The 15,598-nt window shown below is 65.0% G+C and carries 13 protein-coding genes; 1 reads left to right on the forward strand and 12 read right to left on the reverse strand.

Going from position 1 to position 15,598, the window contains the following annotated elements; translation table 11 throughout:
• Positions 1-175: 175 nt before the first annotated feature.
• The 10 genes from ACGLHR_RS01900 to ACGLHR_RS01945 form a co-directional block, all read right to left on the reverse strand.
• Complete coding sequence (locus ACGLHR_RS01900) at positions 176-433, reverse strand: BolA family protein (protein ID WP_006159650.1); 258 nt, start codon at positions 431-433, stop codon at positions 176-178.
• 105 nt (positions 434-538) lie between these two features.
• Positions 539-1,309 (reverse strand): ABC transporter permease, encoded by a 771-nt coding sequence (locus ACGLHR_RS01905; protein ID WP_400091615.1) that lies wholly within the window; start codon positions 1,307-1,309, stop codon positions 539-541.
• 56 nt (positions 1,310-1,365) lie between these two features.
• Entirely contained in the window at positions 1,366-2,319 is a 954-nt protein-coding gene (locus tag ACGLHR_RS01910; RefSeq protein WP_267604544.1) for an ABC transporter ATP-binding protein, read from the reverse strand.
• 247 nt (positions 2,320-2,566) lie between these two features.
• Positions 2,567-2,884, reverse strand: a complete 318-nt coding sequence (locus tag ACGLHR_RS01915; protein ID WP_400091549.1) for a lipid asymmetry maintenance protein MlaB — start codon at positions 2,882-2,884, stop codon at positions 2,567-2,569.
• A 124-nt stretch (positions 2,885-3,008) separates the two neighbouring features.
• Positions 3,009-3,632 (reverse strand): phospholipid-binding protein MlaC, encoded by a 624-nt coding sequence (locus tag ACGLHR_RS01920; protein WP_267604546.1) that lies wholly within the window; start codon positions 3,630-3,632, stop codon positions 3,009-3,011.
• A 203-nt stretch (positions 3,633-3,835) separates the two neighbouring features.
• Positions 3,836-4,666, reverse strand: a complete 831-nt coding sequence (locus ACGLHR_RS01925; RefSeq protein ID WP_400091551.1) for a VacJ family lipoprotein — start codon at positions 4,664-4,666, stop codon at positions 3,836-3,838.
• Complete coding sequence (gene mlaD / locus ACGLHR_RS01930; protein ID WP_400091553.1) at positions 4,663-5,202, reverse strand: outer membrane lipid asymmetry maintenance protein MlaD; 540 nt, start codon at positions 5,200-5,202, stop codon at positions 4,663-4,665. Before mlaD ends, ACGLHR_RS01925 begins: the two co-directional genes overlap by 4 nt.
• A gap of 49 nt (positions 5,203-5,251) precedes the next feature.
• On the reverse strand, positions 5,252-6,028 hold the full coding sequence (mlaE, locus tag ACGLHR_RS01935; protein ID WP_318231186.1) for a lipid asymmetry maintenance ABC transporter permease subunit MlaE: 777 nt from the start codon (positions 6,026-6,028) through the stop codon (positions 5,252-5,254).
• Positions 6,025-6,846: an ABC transporter ATP-binding protein gene (locus tag ACGLHR_RS01940; RefSeq protein ID WP_400091554.1), complete on the reverse strand. Its 822-nt coding sequence runs from the start codon at positions 6,844-6,846 to the stop codon at positions 6,025-6,027. The genes mlaE and ACGLHR_RS01940 overlap by 4 nt, the downstream gene beginning before the upstream one ends.
• 152 nt (positions 6,847-6,998) lie before the next feature.
• Positions 6,999-8,039, reverse strand: a complete 1,041-nt coding sequence (locus ACGLHR_RS01945) for a Bug family tripartite tricarboxylate transporter substrate binding protein (protein ID WP_400091617.1) — start codon at positions 8,037-8,039, stop codon at positions 6,999-7,001.
• Positions 8,040-8,326: 287 nt separating this feature from the next.
• On the opposite strand from ACGLHR_RS01945, the gene ACGLHR_RS01950 reads away from it, so the two are divergent.
• Complete coding sequence (locus ACGLHR_RS01950; RefSeq protein ID WP_400091556.1) at positions 8,327-8,863, forward strand: GNAT family N-acetyltransferase; 537 nt, start codon at positions 8,327-8,329, stop codon at positions 8,861-8,863.
• 88 nt (positions 8,864-8,951) lie between these two features.
• Here ACGLHR_RS01950 and ACGLHR_RS01955 read toward each other — a convergent pair whose 3' ends face one another.
• Both ACGLHR_RS01955 and ACGLHR_RS01960 read right to left on the reverse strand, forming a co-directional pair.
• Positions 8,952-10,415 (reverse strand): glutamate synthase subunit beta, encoded by a 1,464-nt coding sequence (locus ACGLHR_RS01955; protein WP_183034187.1) that lies wholly within the window; start codon positions 10,413-10,415, stop codon positions 8,952-8,954.
• Positions 10,416-10,548: 133 nt separating this feature from the next.
• On the reverse strand, positions 10,549-15,330 hold the full coding sequence (locus tag ACGLHR_RS01960; protein WP_400091558.1) for a glutamate synthase-related protein: 4,782 nt from the start codon (positions 15,328-15,330) through the stop codon (positions 10,549-10,551).
• Between the last annotated feature and the right edge of the window lie 268 nt (positions 15,331-15,598).

The following is a 15,598-nucleotide window of genomic DNA, read 5'->3' on the forward strand; positions in this document are numbered from 1 at the left end:
GGCGTCCGGCATGGTTCATTACGGTCCGTGGCGGTGCGTCAAGGGCGCGCCGCCGCAGCATCTGGTACCCGTGGGCCGCCGCGCGTGGTGCGGGCCCTGTTTGTCATGTCCGGCCTGTCGGGCGGCCAGCTTGTTGGTCCGTATTTTTTTGTACGGGGCCGGCTGGTTCCGGCGCTTACTGCTTGCCCTCGCCCGCCTGCGCCTGCCATTCGGCCGGCGTCAGCGTCTTCATCGACAGCGCATGGATCTCGGCGCGCATGCGGTCGCCCAGCGCGGCGTAGACCTGCTGGTGCCGCTGGATCAGGCGCTTGCCGTCAAACTGGGCGCTGACGATGGTGGCAAAGAAGTGCTGGCCGTCGCCCTCCACTTCCAGGTGTTCGCAGGACAGCCCTTGGGCGATATAGTCCCTGACTTGTTGGGGTGTAGGCAGCATGATGGTCTTTTCGCGTTGATTCGCTTGCGTTTCCGGATCTGGATAGACGGGCTCTTGGCTTTCTGCTCTTGTGCTCTTGTGCTCTTGTGCTCTTGCGGGCGGCGTTCAGTGGCGCAGCTTGTAGCCGCTCTTGAGCAGCTGCAGCGCGACCGTGGCAAGCACCACGAAAGCCGTACCCACGACTGCGAGGCTGAAGGTCGGCGCCACGTCGGAGACACCGAAGAAGCCATAGCGGAAGCCGTCGATCATGTAGAAGAACGGATTGGCATGCGACACCGCCTGCCAGAAGGGAGGCAGCGAGTGGATCGAATAAAACACGCCGGACAGGAAGGTGGCCGGCATGATCAGGAAGTTCTGGAAAGCCGCGAGCTGGTCGAACTTCTCGGCCCAGATCCCGGCGATCAGCCCCAGCGTGCCAAGGATCGCCGCACCCAGCACGGCAAACACCAGGATCCACGCGATATTGGCGAAGTGCAGGTTGGCGAACCAGGCCGTCACCAGCAGCACACCCAGGCCCACGGCCAGGCCGCGCACGATGGACGCCACCACGTAGGCGCCGAACATCTCCCAGTGCGACAGCGGCGGCAGCATGATGAACACCAGGTTGCCGGTGATCTTGGATTGGATCAGCGACGACGAACTATTGGCGAAGGCGTTCTGCAGCACGCTCATCATCACCAGGCCCGGCACCAGGAAGGCGGTATAGCTGATCTGGTCGTACACCTTCACCCGGTTCTCCAGCACATGGCCGAAAATCAGCAGGTACAGGATCGCGGTGAGCACTGGCGCGGCCACGGTCTGGAAGCTGACCTTCCAGAAACGCAGCACTTCCTTGTAGAGCAGGGTGCGAAAGCCCACCAGCCCCCCCACCGCCATCGGCGCGAGGTGCGTGTTGATGGCCTCTTGCGTGCCGTCGAATTCAGTTGGCATCTTCATGCTGCAGCCTCCACCGCCGTATCCGGCAGCGCACCCGGCATATGACCTTCGCGCCGCATGATCTGCACGAACACGTCCTCCAGGTCTGCCTTGTTGATTTCCATGTCTTCGATCTCGCAGCCGGCCTCGCGGCAAGCGGCCAGGATCGGCTCCACCGCCGGATAGCCCGACAGGCGCAGGCGCACGGCACGCTCGCCCGGATTGGAGGACGGCATGCGCAGCGGCTCGAGCGCGGCCGGCAACGTGCCTCGGGAGAACGTCAGCGCCAGCTGCAACCCGGCGAACTGGCTCAGCAGGTTGCTGGTGCGGTCCAGCGCCACCACCTCGCCGAACTTGAGCATAGCGATGCGGTCGCACAGCGCCTCGGCTTCTTCGAGGTAGTGGGTGGTGAGGATAATGGTGTGGCCTTCGCGATTCAGGCGCGAGATGAACTTCCACAGCGTCTGGCGCAACTCCACGTCGACCCCGGCGGTGGGCTCGTCGAGCACGATGACCGGCGGCCGGTGCACCAGCGCCTGGGCCACCAGCACCCGCCGCTTCATGCCGCCGGAGAGCTGGCGCATATTGGCGTCGGCCTTGTTGGTGAGATCCAGGTTGGCCATGATCTCGTCGATCCAGTCGTCATTGCGGGTCAGGCCAAAATAGCCGGACTGCAGGCGTAGCGTCTCGCGCACCGTGAAGAAGGGATCGAAGACCAGCTCCTGCGGCACCACGCCCAACATGCGCCGCGCCAGCCGGTAATCGGACACCACGTCGTGGCCGAGCACGCTGACGCTGCCGGAATCGGCACGGTTCAGGCCCGCCAGGATGGAGATCAGCGTGGTCTTGCCTGCACCGTTGGGGCCGAGCAGGCCGAAGAATTCGCCCCGCTCGACGGTGAAGCTGACGCCCTTGAGCGCTTGCAGGTTGCGGTAGCGCTTGCGAACATTTTTGAGTTCGATGGCTTTCATGGCCGGATACTGTTTGGCAGACGCGTCGGGCTTTTGTGGGCTCGCACGCCGGCCTCCTTGAAATGGCGGGGACCGCCTGGGTGCTTCGACCGTGTCTTGTCCGAGCCTTATATGCCGGAACGGTCGAACAACCCGGAATTATAGGGGATGCGGGAGCAGTCCCGCTTTGAGCGCGAGGCGTGGCGCGAGCCATCGCCCGGGCATCGCGGTAGCAAGCGCAGATCAGCAGCTTGCCACGGATGCCGGTTCAATGTCGGTGGGAAACGGTGTCTTGCGCGCCCCGCGCGCCCGTGGCGCCCGCCTGGGCGCCAACTTGCAGCAGGGAATCGACGCCGTACAGCGTGGCCAGCTCAGCCAGCTGGGCCGGTACGCCAACGAACGCGAGCGACTGGCCGCGGCTGCCGGCATCGCGCTGCCAGGCCAGCAGCACGGCGACGGCGGCGGAGTCGACCTGGGTCAGCTTGCTGCAGTCCACCTGGGCTTCGCCCTGGGCCAGGCGTGCCAGCCCGTCACGCAGCACGGTGGCGGCGTTGCGGTTGGTCAGCGAGGTGTCGAGCGAAAGCATCTGGCAGCGGTCCGGGGATGCGGGTCTGGAAAAAAGCACTCCCGCGAGTACGGGAGCGCTCATTGTAGAACACTTCGGCCAGCCATGCTGCGCCGCGGCCTGCCCTGCAGGCAGGCAAGCAGGCTCAGTTCTTGGCGTTGGCGAGCTGGCGGTTGCGGTCCTGCAGCGTCTTGATCACGCCGTCCACGCCCTGCTGGCCCACGATGGTGTTGAAGCTGCCCTTGTAGGCTTCGGTCAGCCAGGCGCCCAGCACGTTGATGTCATAGACCTTCCAGCCTTGCGGGGTCTTCTCGAGGCGGTAGTCGAGCTGGATCGGCTCGCCCTTGTTGATGACCTGAGTGCGGATGGTGGCGTCGGTATCGTCCGGGCTGCCGCGGTACGGGCGGAACTGCACGGTCTGGTCGCGGATCTGCGCGATGGCGCCCGAATAGGTCCGGATCAGCAGGGTCTTGAACTCGTCGGCAATCTGCTTTTGCTGCTCGGGCGTGGCCTTGGACCAGTTGCGGCCCATGGCGATCTGCGTGGTCTTCTGGAAATTCGCGTTGGGCAGGATCTTCTGCTCCACCAGCGCCGAGATCTTGCCGATGTTCCCGGCCTGCATGTCCTTGTCCGCCTTGACCGAAGTCATCACGTCGCCGACCACGGCCTTGACCAGCCCGTCGGGCGTGCTGGCATCCTGCGATTGGGCGTGGGCGGCACCGGCAAAGGCAACCACGGTAAGAAAAGGCAGCAACAGTCGCTTCAGCATATCTTGTCCTTATCAATTCGATAACGCAGGGGCACCGCAGTATGGCAGCCTTGCGCGTCCCGGCCCCAAGGCCGGTAATGGTCATGCGCCCAGTTGGAGTTCGGGCGAGGCCTGCGAGTTCGCGGCGCCGGAGCTTCCGGCGCCACATCTTCATACTTTGTTGCACCGCTCACAGCGGCGACACGAGCTGCAACAACGCCCGCTCAACGCAGGCGGAAATTGCCCATATTGCCAGGCATCTGCACGGGCGGCGTGGGCAGTGACTGGTTTTCCTGCGTGGCGTCCGGCGGCGGGCTGGTCGGCACGGTATCGTCATGCTTCGGCGGGTTGCCATCATAGATCTGGTACTCGCGGCGCTGCAGGTACGCGTCGCGCATGAAGGCGTACTTGTCGAGCGCCGCCATTTCGATCAGGCCCGTGGCGCCAAGCAGCGAGGCCCGGGCGTTGATGACACGCACCCCGAACAGCGAGTTGCGCAGCCACACGGGATCGATATACGCCGACGGATCGATCTGGCGGTCGACCAGCATGCCGGCAGTATCGCGCACCGTGCTCGGCCCGAACAGCGGCAGCACCAGGTACGGGCCTGCCGGCGCCCCCCATACGCCCAGCGTCTGGCCGAAATCCTCCTTGTACTTCGGCAAGCCGGCCGGCGTGGCGATGTCGATCAGGCCGCCAATGCCCAACACGCTGTTGATGACCACGCGCATGGAGTCTTCCGCCGCGCGGGTGGGCTTGCCCTGCAGCAGGTTGTTGACGGCCGAGTAGACATCGCTCACGTTGGAAAATGCGTTGTCGATCGCGGTGCGGATCGGCGACGGAACGTAATCGGCGTACACCTGGGCGACCGGGCGCAGCACGGTCCTGTCGACGGCGTCGTTGACCTTGAAGACTTCCCGGTTGAGGGGCTCGAGGGGATCCTTCGGGTTGGCCGTCGGGCCGGTTGCGCAACCTGCCGCCAGCCATGCGACCGACGCTGCCAGCAACCAGTTTCGTCCCGCACGCCAGCGCGCAGCAGCACGCTTGCCGGTCATTTCAATCCCCCCGCTGCACCGCTGGCGGCTCCGGCTCCGGCTCCAGCGGCAGCGCCGCCGGCGCTGTTGCCACCGGCCCCTGCATCGGCGGCCTTGTTGTACAGGAACTGCCCGATCAGGTTCTCCAGCACCACGGCCGATTGCGTCATGGTGATGCGCGAGCCTTCCGCCAGCATGGCGGTATCGCCGCCCGCCTCAAGGCCCAGGTACTGCTCCCCGAGCAAGCCGGAGGTCAGGATCTTGGCCGAGGTGTCCTTGGGAAACTGGTAGCGCTTTTCCAGGTTGATGGTCACGGTCGCCTGGTAGGTCTTGTCGTCGAAGCGGATATCGGCCACCCGGCCCACCACCACGCCGGCACTCTTTACCGGGGCGCGCGGCTTCAGGCCGCCGATATTATCGAAGCGCGCCTGCACCGAATAGGTCTCCTGGAACGACAGCGTACTCATGTTGCCGGCCTTTAGTGCCAGAAACAGCAGCGCCACGAAACCCGCCACAACAAACAGCCCAACCCAGAAATCGAGTGTATTTCTTTTCATCTGCGTCTCTTCTTCAAGTACTCCGGCTCCGGCGACCGCACCGGCCAAGTCAGCTGAACATCAGCGCAGTCAGCAGGAAATCCAGCGCCAGCACCGCCAGCGAGGCAATCACCACGGTGCGCGTAGTGGCGCGCGACACGCCTTCCGGTGTCGGCTTGGCCTGATAACCCTGGTACAACGCTATAAACGTCACCGCGATGCCAAAAATGAAGCTCTTTATGACGCCATTGAGCACGTCATTGCGAACATCCACCCCATTTTGCATCTGCGACCAGAACGCGCCCGCGTCCACGCCGATCATCTGCACCCCGACCACATAGCCGCCCAGGATGCCAACGGCGCTGAAAATCGCCGCCAGCACCGGCATGGCAACCACGCCAGCCCAGAAGCGCGGCGCGATCACGCGCTGCAGCGGGTTGACGGCCATCATTTCCATGGCGCTAAGCTGCTCCCCAGCCTTCATCAGGCCGATCTCGGCGGTGAGCGAGGTGCCGGCGCGGCCGGCGAACAGCAGCGCCGTCACCACCGGACCCAGCTCGCGCACCAGCGACAGCGCCACCAGCAGGCCCAGCGCCTGCTCCGAGCCGTAGCGATTCAGCGTGTAATAGCCCTGCAAACCCAGCACGAAGCCGACAAACAGGCCAGAAACCGCGATGATCACCAGCGACAGGTTCCCGACAAAGAAAATCTGGTCGCTCACCAGCCGGAAGCGGCGCAGCAGCGCCGGGGACATCGCCAGGACGGTGAAGAACATGCGCGTGGCATGGCCCAGGCCGCTGACCGACTGCCGCACCGCGGAGCCGATGCTCATGAAGAATCCCATCATCGTCCCGCCCCGCTCACGAAGTCCTCGGCCAGCGACGGCCCCGGATAGTGGAATGGAACCGGGCCGTCGGGCTCGGCATGGACGAACTGGTGCACGAAGGGATCCGTCGAGGCGCGCAGGGCCTCGGGCTCGCCTTCGGCGGCAATGCGGCCATTGGCGATGAAATAGACGTAGTCGGCAATGAGGAAGGTCTCGTTGACGTCGTGCGACACGATGATGGTGGTGGCCCCCAGCGCGTCGTTCAGGCTACGGATCAGGCGCGCGGTCAGGCCCAGCGAGATCGGGTCGAGCCCGGCAAAGGGCTCGTCGTACATCAGCAAGGCGGGATCGAGCGCGATGGCACGGGCCAGCGCCACCCGGCGCGCCATGCCGCCGGAGATCTCCGAAGGCATCAGCTCGCGCGCGCCGCGCAGGCCAACCGCATTGAGCTTCATCAGCACCAGGTCGCGGATCATCGACTCGGGCAAGTCGGTATGTTCGCGCAACGGGAAGGCAACGTTATCGAACACCGAGAGATCGGTGAACAACGCGCCAAACTGGAACAGCATGCCCATCTGCCGCCGCACGGCATACAGGTCATTGCGGTCGAGGGTGGGGATATTAGCGCCGTTGAAGAGCACCTGGCCGCTCTGCGGCCTGACCTGGCCGCCGATCAGGCGCATCACGGTGGTCTTGCCGCAGCCGGAGCCGCCCATGACAGCCACCACCTTGCCGCGCGGGAAGCGCATGCTAAGGCCTGACAGGATTGGCTTGCCGCCCGCCGTATAGGCGAAATCGACAGCTTGGAGCTCGACGAGGTTTGAGGCGTAATCGGTCACGTTGGCACCGTGTTAGGCAGTCCGCCATTATAAGGGCTACTACCTAGCGCTGCCCGAGGCAGTGTGCCGCAATCCACATCCGTTAAACGCAAATAATTGTTTCATCACATTTGCGTTGCAAACTTCAATCGCCCTTCCCGCATAAGTGCCCCTTAAGGCTCGGTCGGCCCGCCGGTTTGCCGCAAGATAACCTGCCACTGGATCGATTCCGAGCGGATCGCCGTTGCAAAGGCTTCCGGCGAATCGCGCAGCGGCGTCAGCCCGGCCGCCAGCAAGCGGTCCCGCACCTCGCGCTCGCCCATGATGCTATCCAGTTCGCTGGCGATCCGCGCCACGATGGCATGCGGCGTCTTGGCCGGGGCAATGACGCCGTACCAGGCGCCCGCGCCGTAGCCATCCAGCCCCGACTCCTGCAGCGTGGGCACCGTGGGCGCCAGTTGCGAACGCGCCACGCCAGTCACGCCGAGCAAGCGCAAATTGCCACTCTTGACCTGGGCCTGCACGGAAGCAAATGCGCAGAAGCAGGCGCTGACGCGCCCGGCAAGCATCTCCTGCACCACCGCCGCTTCGCCCTTGGCCGTGACCAGCGGCACCCCGTTCGGCACACCGTGCACGGCATATTGGGCATAGAGGTGCGAGGGGCTGCCAGCCTGGCCGGAACCGTAGCTGTAGGATCCCGGGCTGGCGTTGACCGCGGCGAGCCATTGCTGTGGCGTGCGCATCGGCAGGCGCGCATCGATCACCAGGAACAGCGGCATGGTCGCGACCCGCGCCACCGGCGTGAAGTCGCGCACCACGTCGTAAGGCACCGGCTCCAGGCCCGGCTGGATCAGCATGGTGGCCTGGTGGAACAGCAAGGTATGCCCGTCGGAACTGGCCTTGGCCACCACGTCTCCCGCGGTGGTGCCGCCCGCGCCGGGCCGGTTGTCGACGTCGACCGGCACGTCGAGGTGTACCGCCAGGCGCTCGGCCAGCAGGCGCGCGACAGCATCCGGCACGCCGCCGGCCGGAAAAGGCACGATCAGCCGGATAGGTCGGACGGGAAACGATATCGGGCGCGTAAACGCTGCCGGCGTCGCGGTAGCCGGCACTGAGGCTGGCCGGGCAAGGCCGGGTCCGCTCGCAGCAAGCAGCAGGGCAGCGAGGAACAGTGGATGCCAGACGTGCAAGAACAACTGCAGACAAGCCGGCATGGCAGCGGGGTGAAGCAACTTCGCCTTACCTCGCCAAAGCCGCGAAACAATGCGCACTTCGGACATCAATTCCTCCGGGCCACTGGCATTGCCGTGGCATCTTGATCGGCTGAAAAGGGATTAGCGAGGCAGTCGTTGTTTTTAATGTTCAGATCATTCTACGAAGAATGCCTAGAGCCGCACAGACCACGTTAACCATAGCCGGGACAACCCTGTGAGCACGGCTGGGCGCGGCTCTCCGGGCATCCACGGCCTCTCTCGTTTGGCGCCGCCTATAATCGCCCGTCATGCGTGAATACACTCTGCGGCCCATGCGGGCCACCGACCTGTCCGCCGTGCTGGAAATCCAGGCCCAGTGCTATCGCGGGATGCTGCTGGAGTCCGCCGCAGCGCTGGGCAGCCGCCTGGCGCTGTCGCCCGCCACGTGCTGCGTGGCTGCCGGGCAGGAAGGCAAATTGGCAGCCTACCTGTTTACCCATATGTGGCCGCAGGACAGCCTGCCCGCACTCGACGGCGTGCTGGAGCGGCATTGGGAGCACGCTGGTGAGCCGGCCAGCACGCTGACCTGGTTCGTGCACGACATGGCGGTGGCGCCCGCCGGCCAGGGCAAGGGCCTGGCGCCAGCGCTCTACGCTGCTGCCCGTGCGGCCGCGCTCGATGCCGGATTGCGCTCGTCGCGGTTGGTCGCCGTGCAATCGGCGGCGGCCTGGTGGCGCAGACTCGGGTACGAGAATTTGACGCCCGCCAACGCTGCCTTGTCCGCCAAACTGTCGGCTTACGGCGACGACGCCGTGCTGATGGGCAGCGCGCTGCAGCCACGCTGAGCGCGCCGCAATAAAAAAAACCGCCCGGCTTGCGCGGGGCGGGTCTTGCGACGCGATCAACGCGTCACGGCATCACCATTTCAGCAGATCAGCGCGGCAGTTCCGAATGCCCCATCAGGAAGGCATCGACCGAACGCGCGGCCTGGCGGCCTTCGCGGATCGCCCACACCACCAGCGACTGGCCGCGGCGCACGTCGCCGGCGGCGAACACCTTGGGCACGTTGGTGTGGTAAGCGCGATCGCCTTCGGTGCTGGCACGGGCGTTCTTGCGCGCGTCGGTGTCCACGCCGAAAGCGGAGAGCAGCGAGCCCACCGGGTTGGTGAAGCCCATGGCCAGCAGCACGAGGTCAGCCTTGAGGATGAACTCGCTGTCCGGCACTTCCTGCATCTTGCCGTCCTTCCACTCGACGCGGCAGGCCTTCAGCGCGGTGATCTTGCCGTTCTCGCCGATGAATTCCTTGGTGGCCACCGACCAGTCGCGGCTGCAGCCTTCGTCGTGCGAGGACGAGGTGCGCAGCTTGATCGGCCAGTACGGCCACACCAGCGCCTTGTTCTCTTCTTCCGGCGGCTGCGGCAGCAGCTCGAACTGGATGATCGATTCCGCGCCGTGGCGGTTCGAGGTGCCCACGCAGTCGGAGCCGGTGTCACCGCCGCCGATCACGATCACGTGCTTGCCATCGGCGCGCAGCGCGTTGGGCTCGTCGCCGGCCACTTCCTTGTTCTGCGGGATCAGGAATTCCAGCGCGTAGTGAATGCCGTCGAGGTCGCGCCCCGGCACCGGCAGGTCCCGCGGCACTTCCGAGCCACCCGCCAGCACCACGGCGTCAAACTGGTCTTGCAGGGCCTGGGCCGAGATGGTTTCACGCGCATAGTTCTTGATGCCTGCCGGCAGTTCGCCGTCGGTCACCATCACGCCGGCACGGAAGGTCACGCCTTCGGCCTGCATCTGCTCCATGCGGCGGTCAATCAGCCACTTCTCGAGCTTGAAATCAGGGATGCCGTAGCGCAGCAGGCCACCGATGCGGTCGTTCTTCTCGAACACGGTCACGTCGTGGCCGGCGCGTGCCAGCTGCTGGGCGACGGCCATGCCTGCGGGGCCGGAGCCGACCACGGCAACGGTCTTGCCGGTCTTGTGCTTGGGCGGTTGCGGGGCAACCCAGCCTTCTTCCCAGGCCTTGTCGATGATGGCGTGCTCGATCGACTTGATGCCGACCGGTGCTTCATTGATGCCCAGCGTGCAGGCCGCCTCGCACGGTGCCGGGCAGATGCGGCCCGTGAACTCGGGGAAGTTGTTGGTCTGGTGCAGCACCTCGATCGCCGACTTCCAGTCCTGGCGGTAAACCAGGTCGTTGAAGTCAGGAATGATGTTGTTGACCGGGCAGCCGTTGTTGCAGAACGGAATGCCGCAGTCCATGCAGCGCGCGCCCTGGATCTTCGCTTCGCTGTCGGACAGCGCGAATACGAATTCCTTGTAGTGCTTCACGCGCTTGGTTACGGGCTCGTAACCTTCGTTCTGGCGCGGAAATTCGAGAAAGCCAGTCGCCTTACCCATGTTGCGTCCTTGGTCATGCTGAGCGGCGCCGGCGCATGCGCCGGCCCCGCTGTGAGGTCAGTATCTTGTGAGGCCGGCGCGGATCCGCGACAGCGCTCATGCTTGGTCGGGCTCGCTGCCCTGCCCTTGGGGCTCAGGCGGCGATGGCTTCCCGGTCGCTGTCCTTCGCTTCCTGCTCCTTGGCGTACATCTCGCCCAGCGCGCGCTTGTACTCGGTCGGGAAGACCTTGACGAACTTGCGGCGTGCCGTGGCCCAGTCGGCCAGCAATGCTTTGGCGCGCTCGGAACCCGTGAAGCGGAAATGCTGCTCGATCAAGCCCTTGAGGATGACTTCATCCAGCTGGCGCTGGCCGTTCACCTTGTGCCAGGAAGCGGCCGACTGGCCCTTTTCCTGGTCCGCCGCGGCCAGCACGGTTTCCAGTGCCACCATCGAGGTGTTGCAGCGCTTGTCGAACAAGCCGTCCTCGTCATAGACGTAGGCCATGCCGCCCGACATGCCGGCCGCGAAATTGCGCCCGGTGCCGCCCAGCACCACCACGGTGCCGCCGGTCATGTACTCGCAACCATGATCGCCCGTGCCTTCCACTACTGCGGCGGCGCCGGAGTTGCGCACCGCGAAGCGTTCGCCGGCCACGCCGTTGAAGAAGGCTTCGCCGGCAATCGCGCCGTACAGCACGGTGTTGCCCACGATGATGTTGCGGGTCGGGTCGCCGCGGAACTCGTGCGGAGCGCGCACGATCACGCGGCCGCCCGACAGGCCCTTGCCCACGTAGTCGTTGCCATCGCCAACCAGGTCCAGCGTGACGCCGTGCGCCAGGAAAGCGCCGAAGGACTGGCCTGCGGTGCCTTGCAGCTGGATGTGAATGGTGTCGTCAGGCAAGCCTTCATGGCCATACTGCTTGGCCACCACGCCCGAGAGCATCGCGCCGACGGTACGGTTGACGTTCTTCACCGGCTGGATGAACGACACGCGCTCACCCTTGTCGATGGCCGGACGCGCCTTGGCGATCAGCACGTGGTCCAGCGCCTTGCCGGCTTCCAGCGACAGGCCGTGATCCTGCACGTCGGTGTGGAAACGCGGCACCTCGGCGGGGAACGGTGCCTGGTAGAACACGCGGGTGAAATCGAGGCCGCGTGCCTTCCAGTGCTCGATGCCGGGCTTGGTGTCGAGCAGGTCGGCGCGGCCGATCAGCTCGTCGAACGTGCGGATGCCCAGTTGCGCCATGATCTCGCGGGCTTCTTCGGCGATGAAGAAGAAGAAGTTCACCACGTGTTCGGGCTTGCCCTGGAACTTCGCGCGCAGCGCCGGATCCTGCGTTGCCACGCCCACCGGGCAGGTGTTCAGGTGGCACTTGCGCATCATGATGCAGCCTTCTGCCACCAGCGGTGCAGTAGCGAAGCCGAACTCGTCGGCACCCAGCAGCGCGCCGATGACGACGTCGCGGCCGGTCTTCATCTGGCCGTCGGCCTGCACGCGGATGCGGTTGCGCAAGCCGTTGAGCATCAGCGTCTGCTGGGTCTCGGCGAGACCCAGCTCCCACGGCGTGCCGGCGTGCTTGATCGACGACAGCGGCGAAGCGCCGGTGCCGCCGTCATGGCCGGCGATCACCACGTGATCGGCCTTGGCCTTGGCCACGCCCGCGGCCACGGTGCCCACGCCCACTTCGGACACGAGCTTGACCGAGATATCGGACGCCGGGTTGACGTTCTTCAGGTCGTGGATCAGCTGTGCCAGATCTTCGATCGAGTAGATGTCATGGTGCGGCGGCGGCGAGATCAGGCCCACGCCCGGCACCGAGTAACGCAGCTTGCCGATGTAGTCCGAGACCTTGTGGCCGGGCAGCTGGCCGCCTTCGCCAGGCTTGGCGCCCTGCGCCATCTTGATCTGGATCTGGTCGGCGGACGCCAGGTATTCGGCGGTCACGCCGAAACGGCCCGATGCCACCTGCTTGATTTTCGAGCGCAGCGAATCGCCTGCCTGCAGTTCCTGGTCGCGCACGACGGCTTCGCTACCCAGCAGGCCCTGCATCGTATCGCCCTGCTTGATGGGGATGCCGCGCAGTTCGTTGCGGTAGCGCTTCTCGTCCTCGCCGCCTTCGCCGGTGTTCGACTTGCCGCCGATGCGGTTCATCGCGACGGCCAGCGTGGCGTGAGCCTCGGTAGAGATCGAACCCAGCGACATGGCGCCGGTGGCGAAACGCTTGACGATCTCCTTGGCCGGCTCCACTTCTTCCAGCGCAATGGCGCGGGTCGGATCGACCTTGAACTCGAACAGGCCGCGCAGCGTCATGTGGCGACGGCTCTGGTCGTTGATGATGTTGGCGTATTCCTTGTACGTCTGGTACGCGCCCTTGCCGTCGTCGGCGCGCACGGCGTGCTGCAGCTTGGCCACCGAGTCAGGGGTCCACATGTGCGCTTCGCCGCGAACGCGGTAGGCGTACTCGCCGCCGGTCTCCAGCATGGTTTCCAGCACCGGGTTGTCGCCGAAGGCGTCCTGGTGCAGGCGCAGCGCTTCCTCGGCCACTTCGAAGATGCCGATGCCTTCGACATTCGATGCGGTGCCGTGGAAGTACTTCTGCACCAGTTCGCGCGACAGGCCGATGGCTTCGAAGATCTGCGCGCCGGTGTACGACATATAGGTGGAGATGCCCATCTTGGACATCACCTTCTGCAGGCCCTTGCCGATCGCCTTGACGAAGTTCTTGACCGCCTTCTCGGGCGACAGGTCGCCGGACAGGCCTTGCGCCATGTCGGCCAGCGTTTCCATCGCCAGGTACGGGTGCACGGCTTCGGCGCCGTAGCCGCCCAGCAGGGCGAAGTGATGTACCTCGCGCGCCGTGCCGGTTTCCACCACCAGGCCGGCCGAGGTGCGCAGGCCCTTGTCCACCAGGTGATGGTGGATGGCCGACGTTGCCAGCAGCGCGGGAATGGCCACGTGCTCGGCATCGACGCGGCGGTCCGACACGATCAGGATGTTGTAGCCCGAGCGCACGGCATCCACGGCTTCCGCGCACAGCGAGGCCAGGCGGGCTTCGATGCCTTCCTTGCCCCATGCCTGCGGATAGCAGATGTTCAGTTCATACGAACGGAACTTGCCGCCGGTGTAGTGCTCGATATTGCGGATCTTGGCGATATCCTTGAAGTCCAGCACGGGCTGGGACACTTCGAGGCGCATCGGCGGGTTGATGTTGTTGAGCTCGAGCAGGTTGGGCTTGGGTCCGATGAAGGACACCAGCGACATCACCATGTTTTCGCGGATCGGGTCGATCGGCGGGTTGGTGACCTGGGCGAACAGCTGCTTGAAGTAGTGATACAGCGTCTTGTTCTTGGACGACAGCACGGCCAGCGGGCTGTCATTGCCCATCGAGCCGGTGGCTTCCTCGCCGGCCAGCGCCATCGGCGCCATCAGGAACTTGACGTCCTCCTGCGTATAGCCGAAGGCTTGCTGGCGATCCAGCAGGCGTGCGTCCGGCTTCTTCTCGGCAGCCACGTCCTCGGGCTTGGCATCCAGCTCATCGAGCTTGATGCGCACGGCGTCGATCCAGCTCTTGTAGGGCTTGGCGTTGGCCAGGTTGTCCTTGAGCTCCTTGTCGTCGATGATGCGGCCTTGCTCCATGTCGATCAGGAACATCTTGCCCGGCTGCAGACGCCATTTCTGCACGATGCGCGACTCGGGGAAGGGCAGCACGCCGGCTTCCGAAGCCAGCACCACGATGTCATCCTCGGTCACGTAGAAACGCGCCGGACGCAGGCCGTTACGGTCCAGCGTGGCGCCGATCTGGCGGCCATCGGTGAAGCAGATCGCGGCGGGGCCGTCCCACGGCTCCATCATGGCAGCGTGGTACTCGTAGAAGGCGCGGCGGTTGTCGTCCATCATGGTGTGCTGTTCCCAGGCTTCCGGGATCATCATCATCATGGCGTGGACGAGCGGGTAGCCGGCCATCGTCAACAGTTCGAGGCAATTGTCGAACGATGCGGTGTCCGACTGGCCGGGATAGATCAGCGGCCACAGCTTGGGCAGGTCGTCGCCCAGCACCGGCGACGAGATGGCGCCGGTCCGTGCGTTGACCCAGTTCACATTGCCCTTGACCGTGTTGATTTCGCCGTTGTGGGCGACCATACGGTACGGGTGGGCCAGCTCCCAGGCCGGGAAGGTGTTGGTGGAGAAACGCTGGTGCACCAGGGCCAGGGCCGAGACGGCGCGCGGGTCCTGCAGGTCCAGGTAGTACTCGCCGACTTGCGTTGCCAGCAGCAGGCCCTTGTACACCACCGTGCGCGCCGACATCGACGGCACGAAGTACTCCTTGCCGTGCTTGAGCTTGAGCGCCTGGATGGCGTGGCTGGCGGTCTTGCGGATCACGTAGAGCTTACGTTCCAGCGCGTCCGTGGTCATGATGTCGCGGCCGCGCCCGATGAAGATCTGGCGGATCACCGGCTCGGTGGTGCGCACCGTCGGCGACATCGGCATGGCGGCGTCCACCGGCACATCGCGCCAGCCCAGCACGACCTGGCCTTCCAGGCGCACGGTGCGCTCGAGCTCTTGCTCGCAGGCCAGGCGGGAGGCGTGCTCCTTCGGCAGGAAGATCATGCCCACGCCGTACTCGCCGGACGGCGGCAGGGTCACGCCCTGCTTGGCCATGTCTTCGCGGTAGAACTGGTCAGGGATCTGGATCAGGATACCGGCACCGTCGCCCATCAGCGCATCGGCGCCGACCGCGCCGCGGTGATCCAGGTTCTCCAGGATCTTCAGGCCTTGCTGGACGATCTCATGGCTCTTCTTGCCCTTGATATGGGCAACCATGCCGACGCCGCAGGCGTCTTTTTCATTGGCGGGGTCGTACATGCCCTGGGCTTGCGGACGCGAGGCAGGCGCGTACGTGGCGGCGGCAGGCTCTGCGGCCTGCGCTTGGGCCATCGTTTGCTTTGATTGGGATTGCGATTGGTCCACGGGCTTGATTCCGGTGAGGGCTGCGAGCCAGCAAGGCAGACCGGAACGGGGACCGCACTCTTCCACCGGGGCCGGTTGAAAACCGGGGACGGGGAACCAGAGAGACAGCGGGGCCGCAGCGGCGTACACAGGCGTGACGCGCCGCACAATGAATGTGGGTGGAGGAACTATAAAAGAATCGTACCCGTCCCGCAAAATTTTTAAATGGGGTCAGATCATAAATATACTCGCACCA

Origin of the sequence: Cupriavidus sp. CuC1 (assembly GCF_044627735.1) — a bacterium.
Taxonomy (GTDB): domain Bacteria; phylum Pseudomonadota; class Gammaproteobacteria; order Burkholderiales; family Burkholderiaceae; genus Cupriavidus; species Cupriavidus ulmosensis.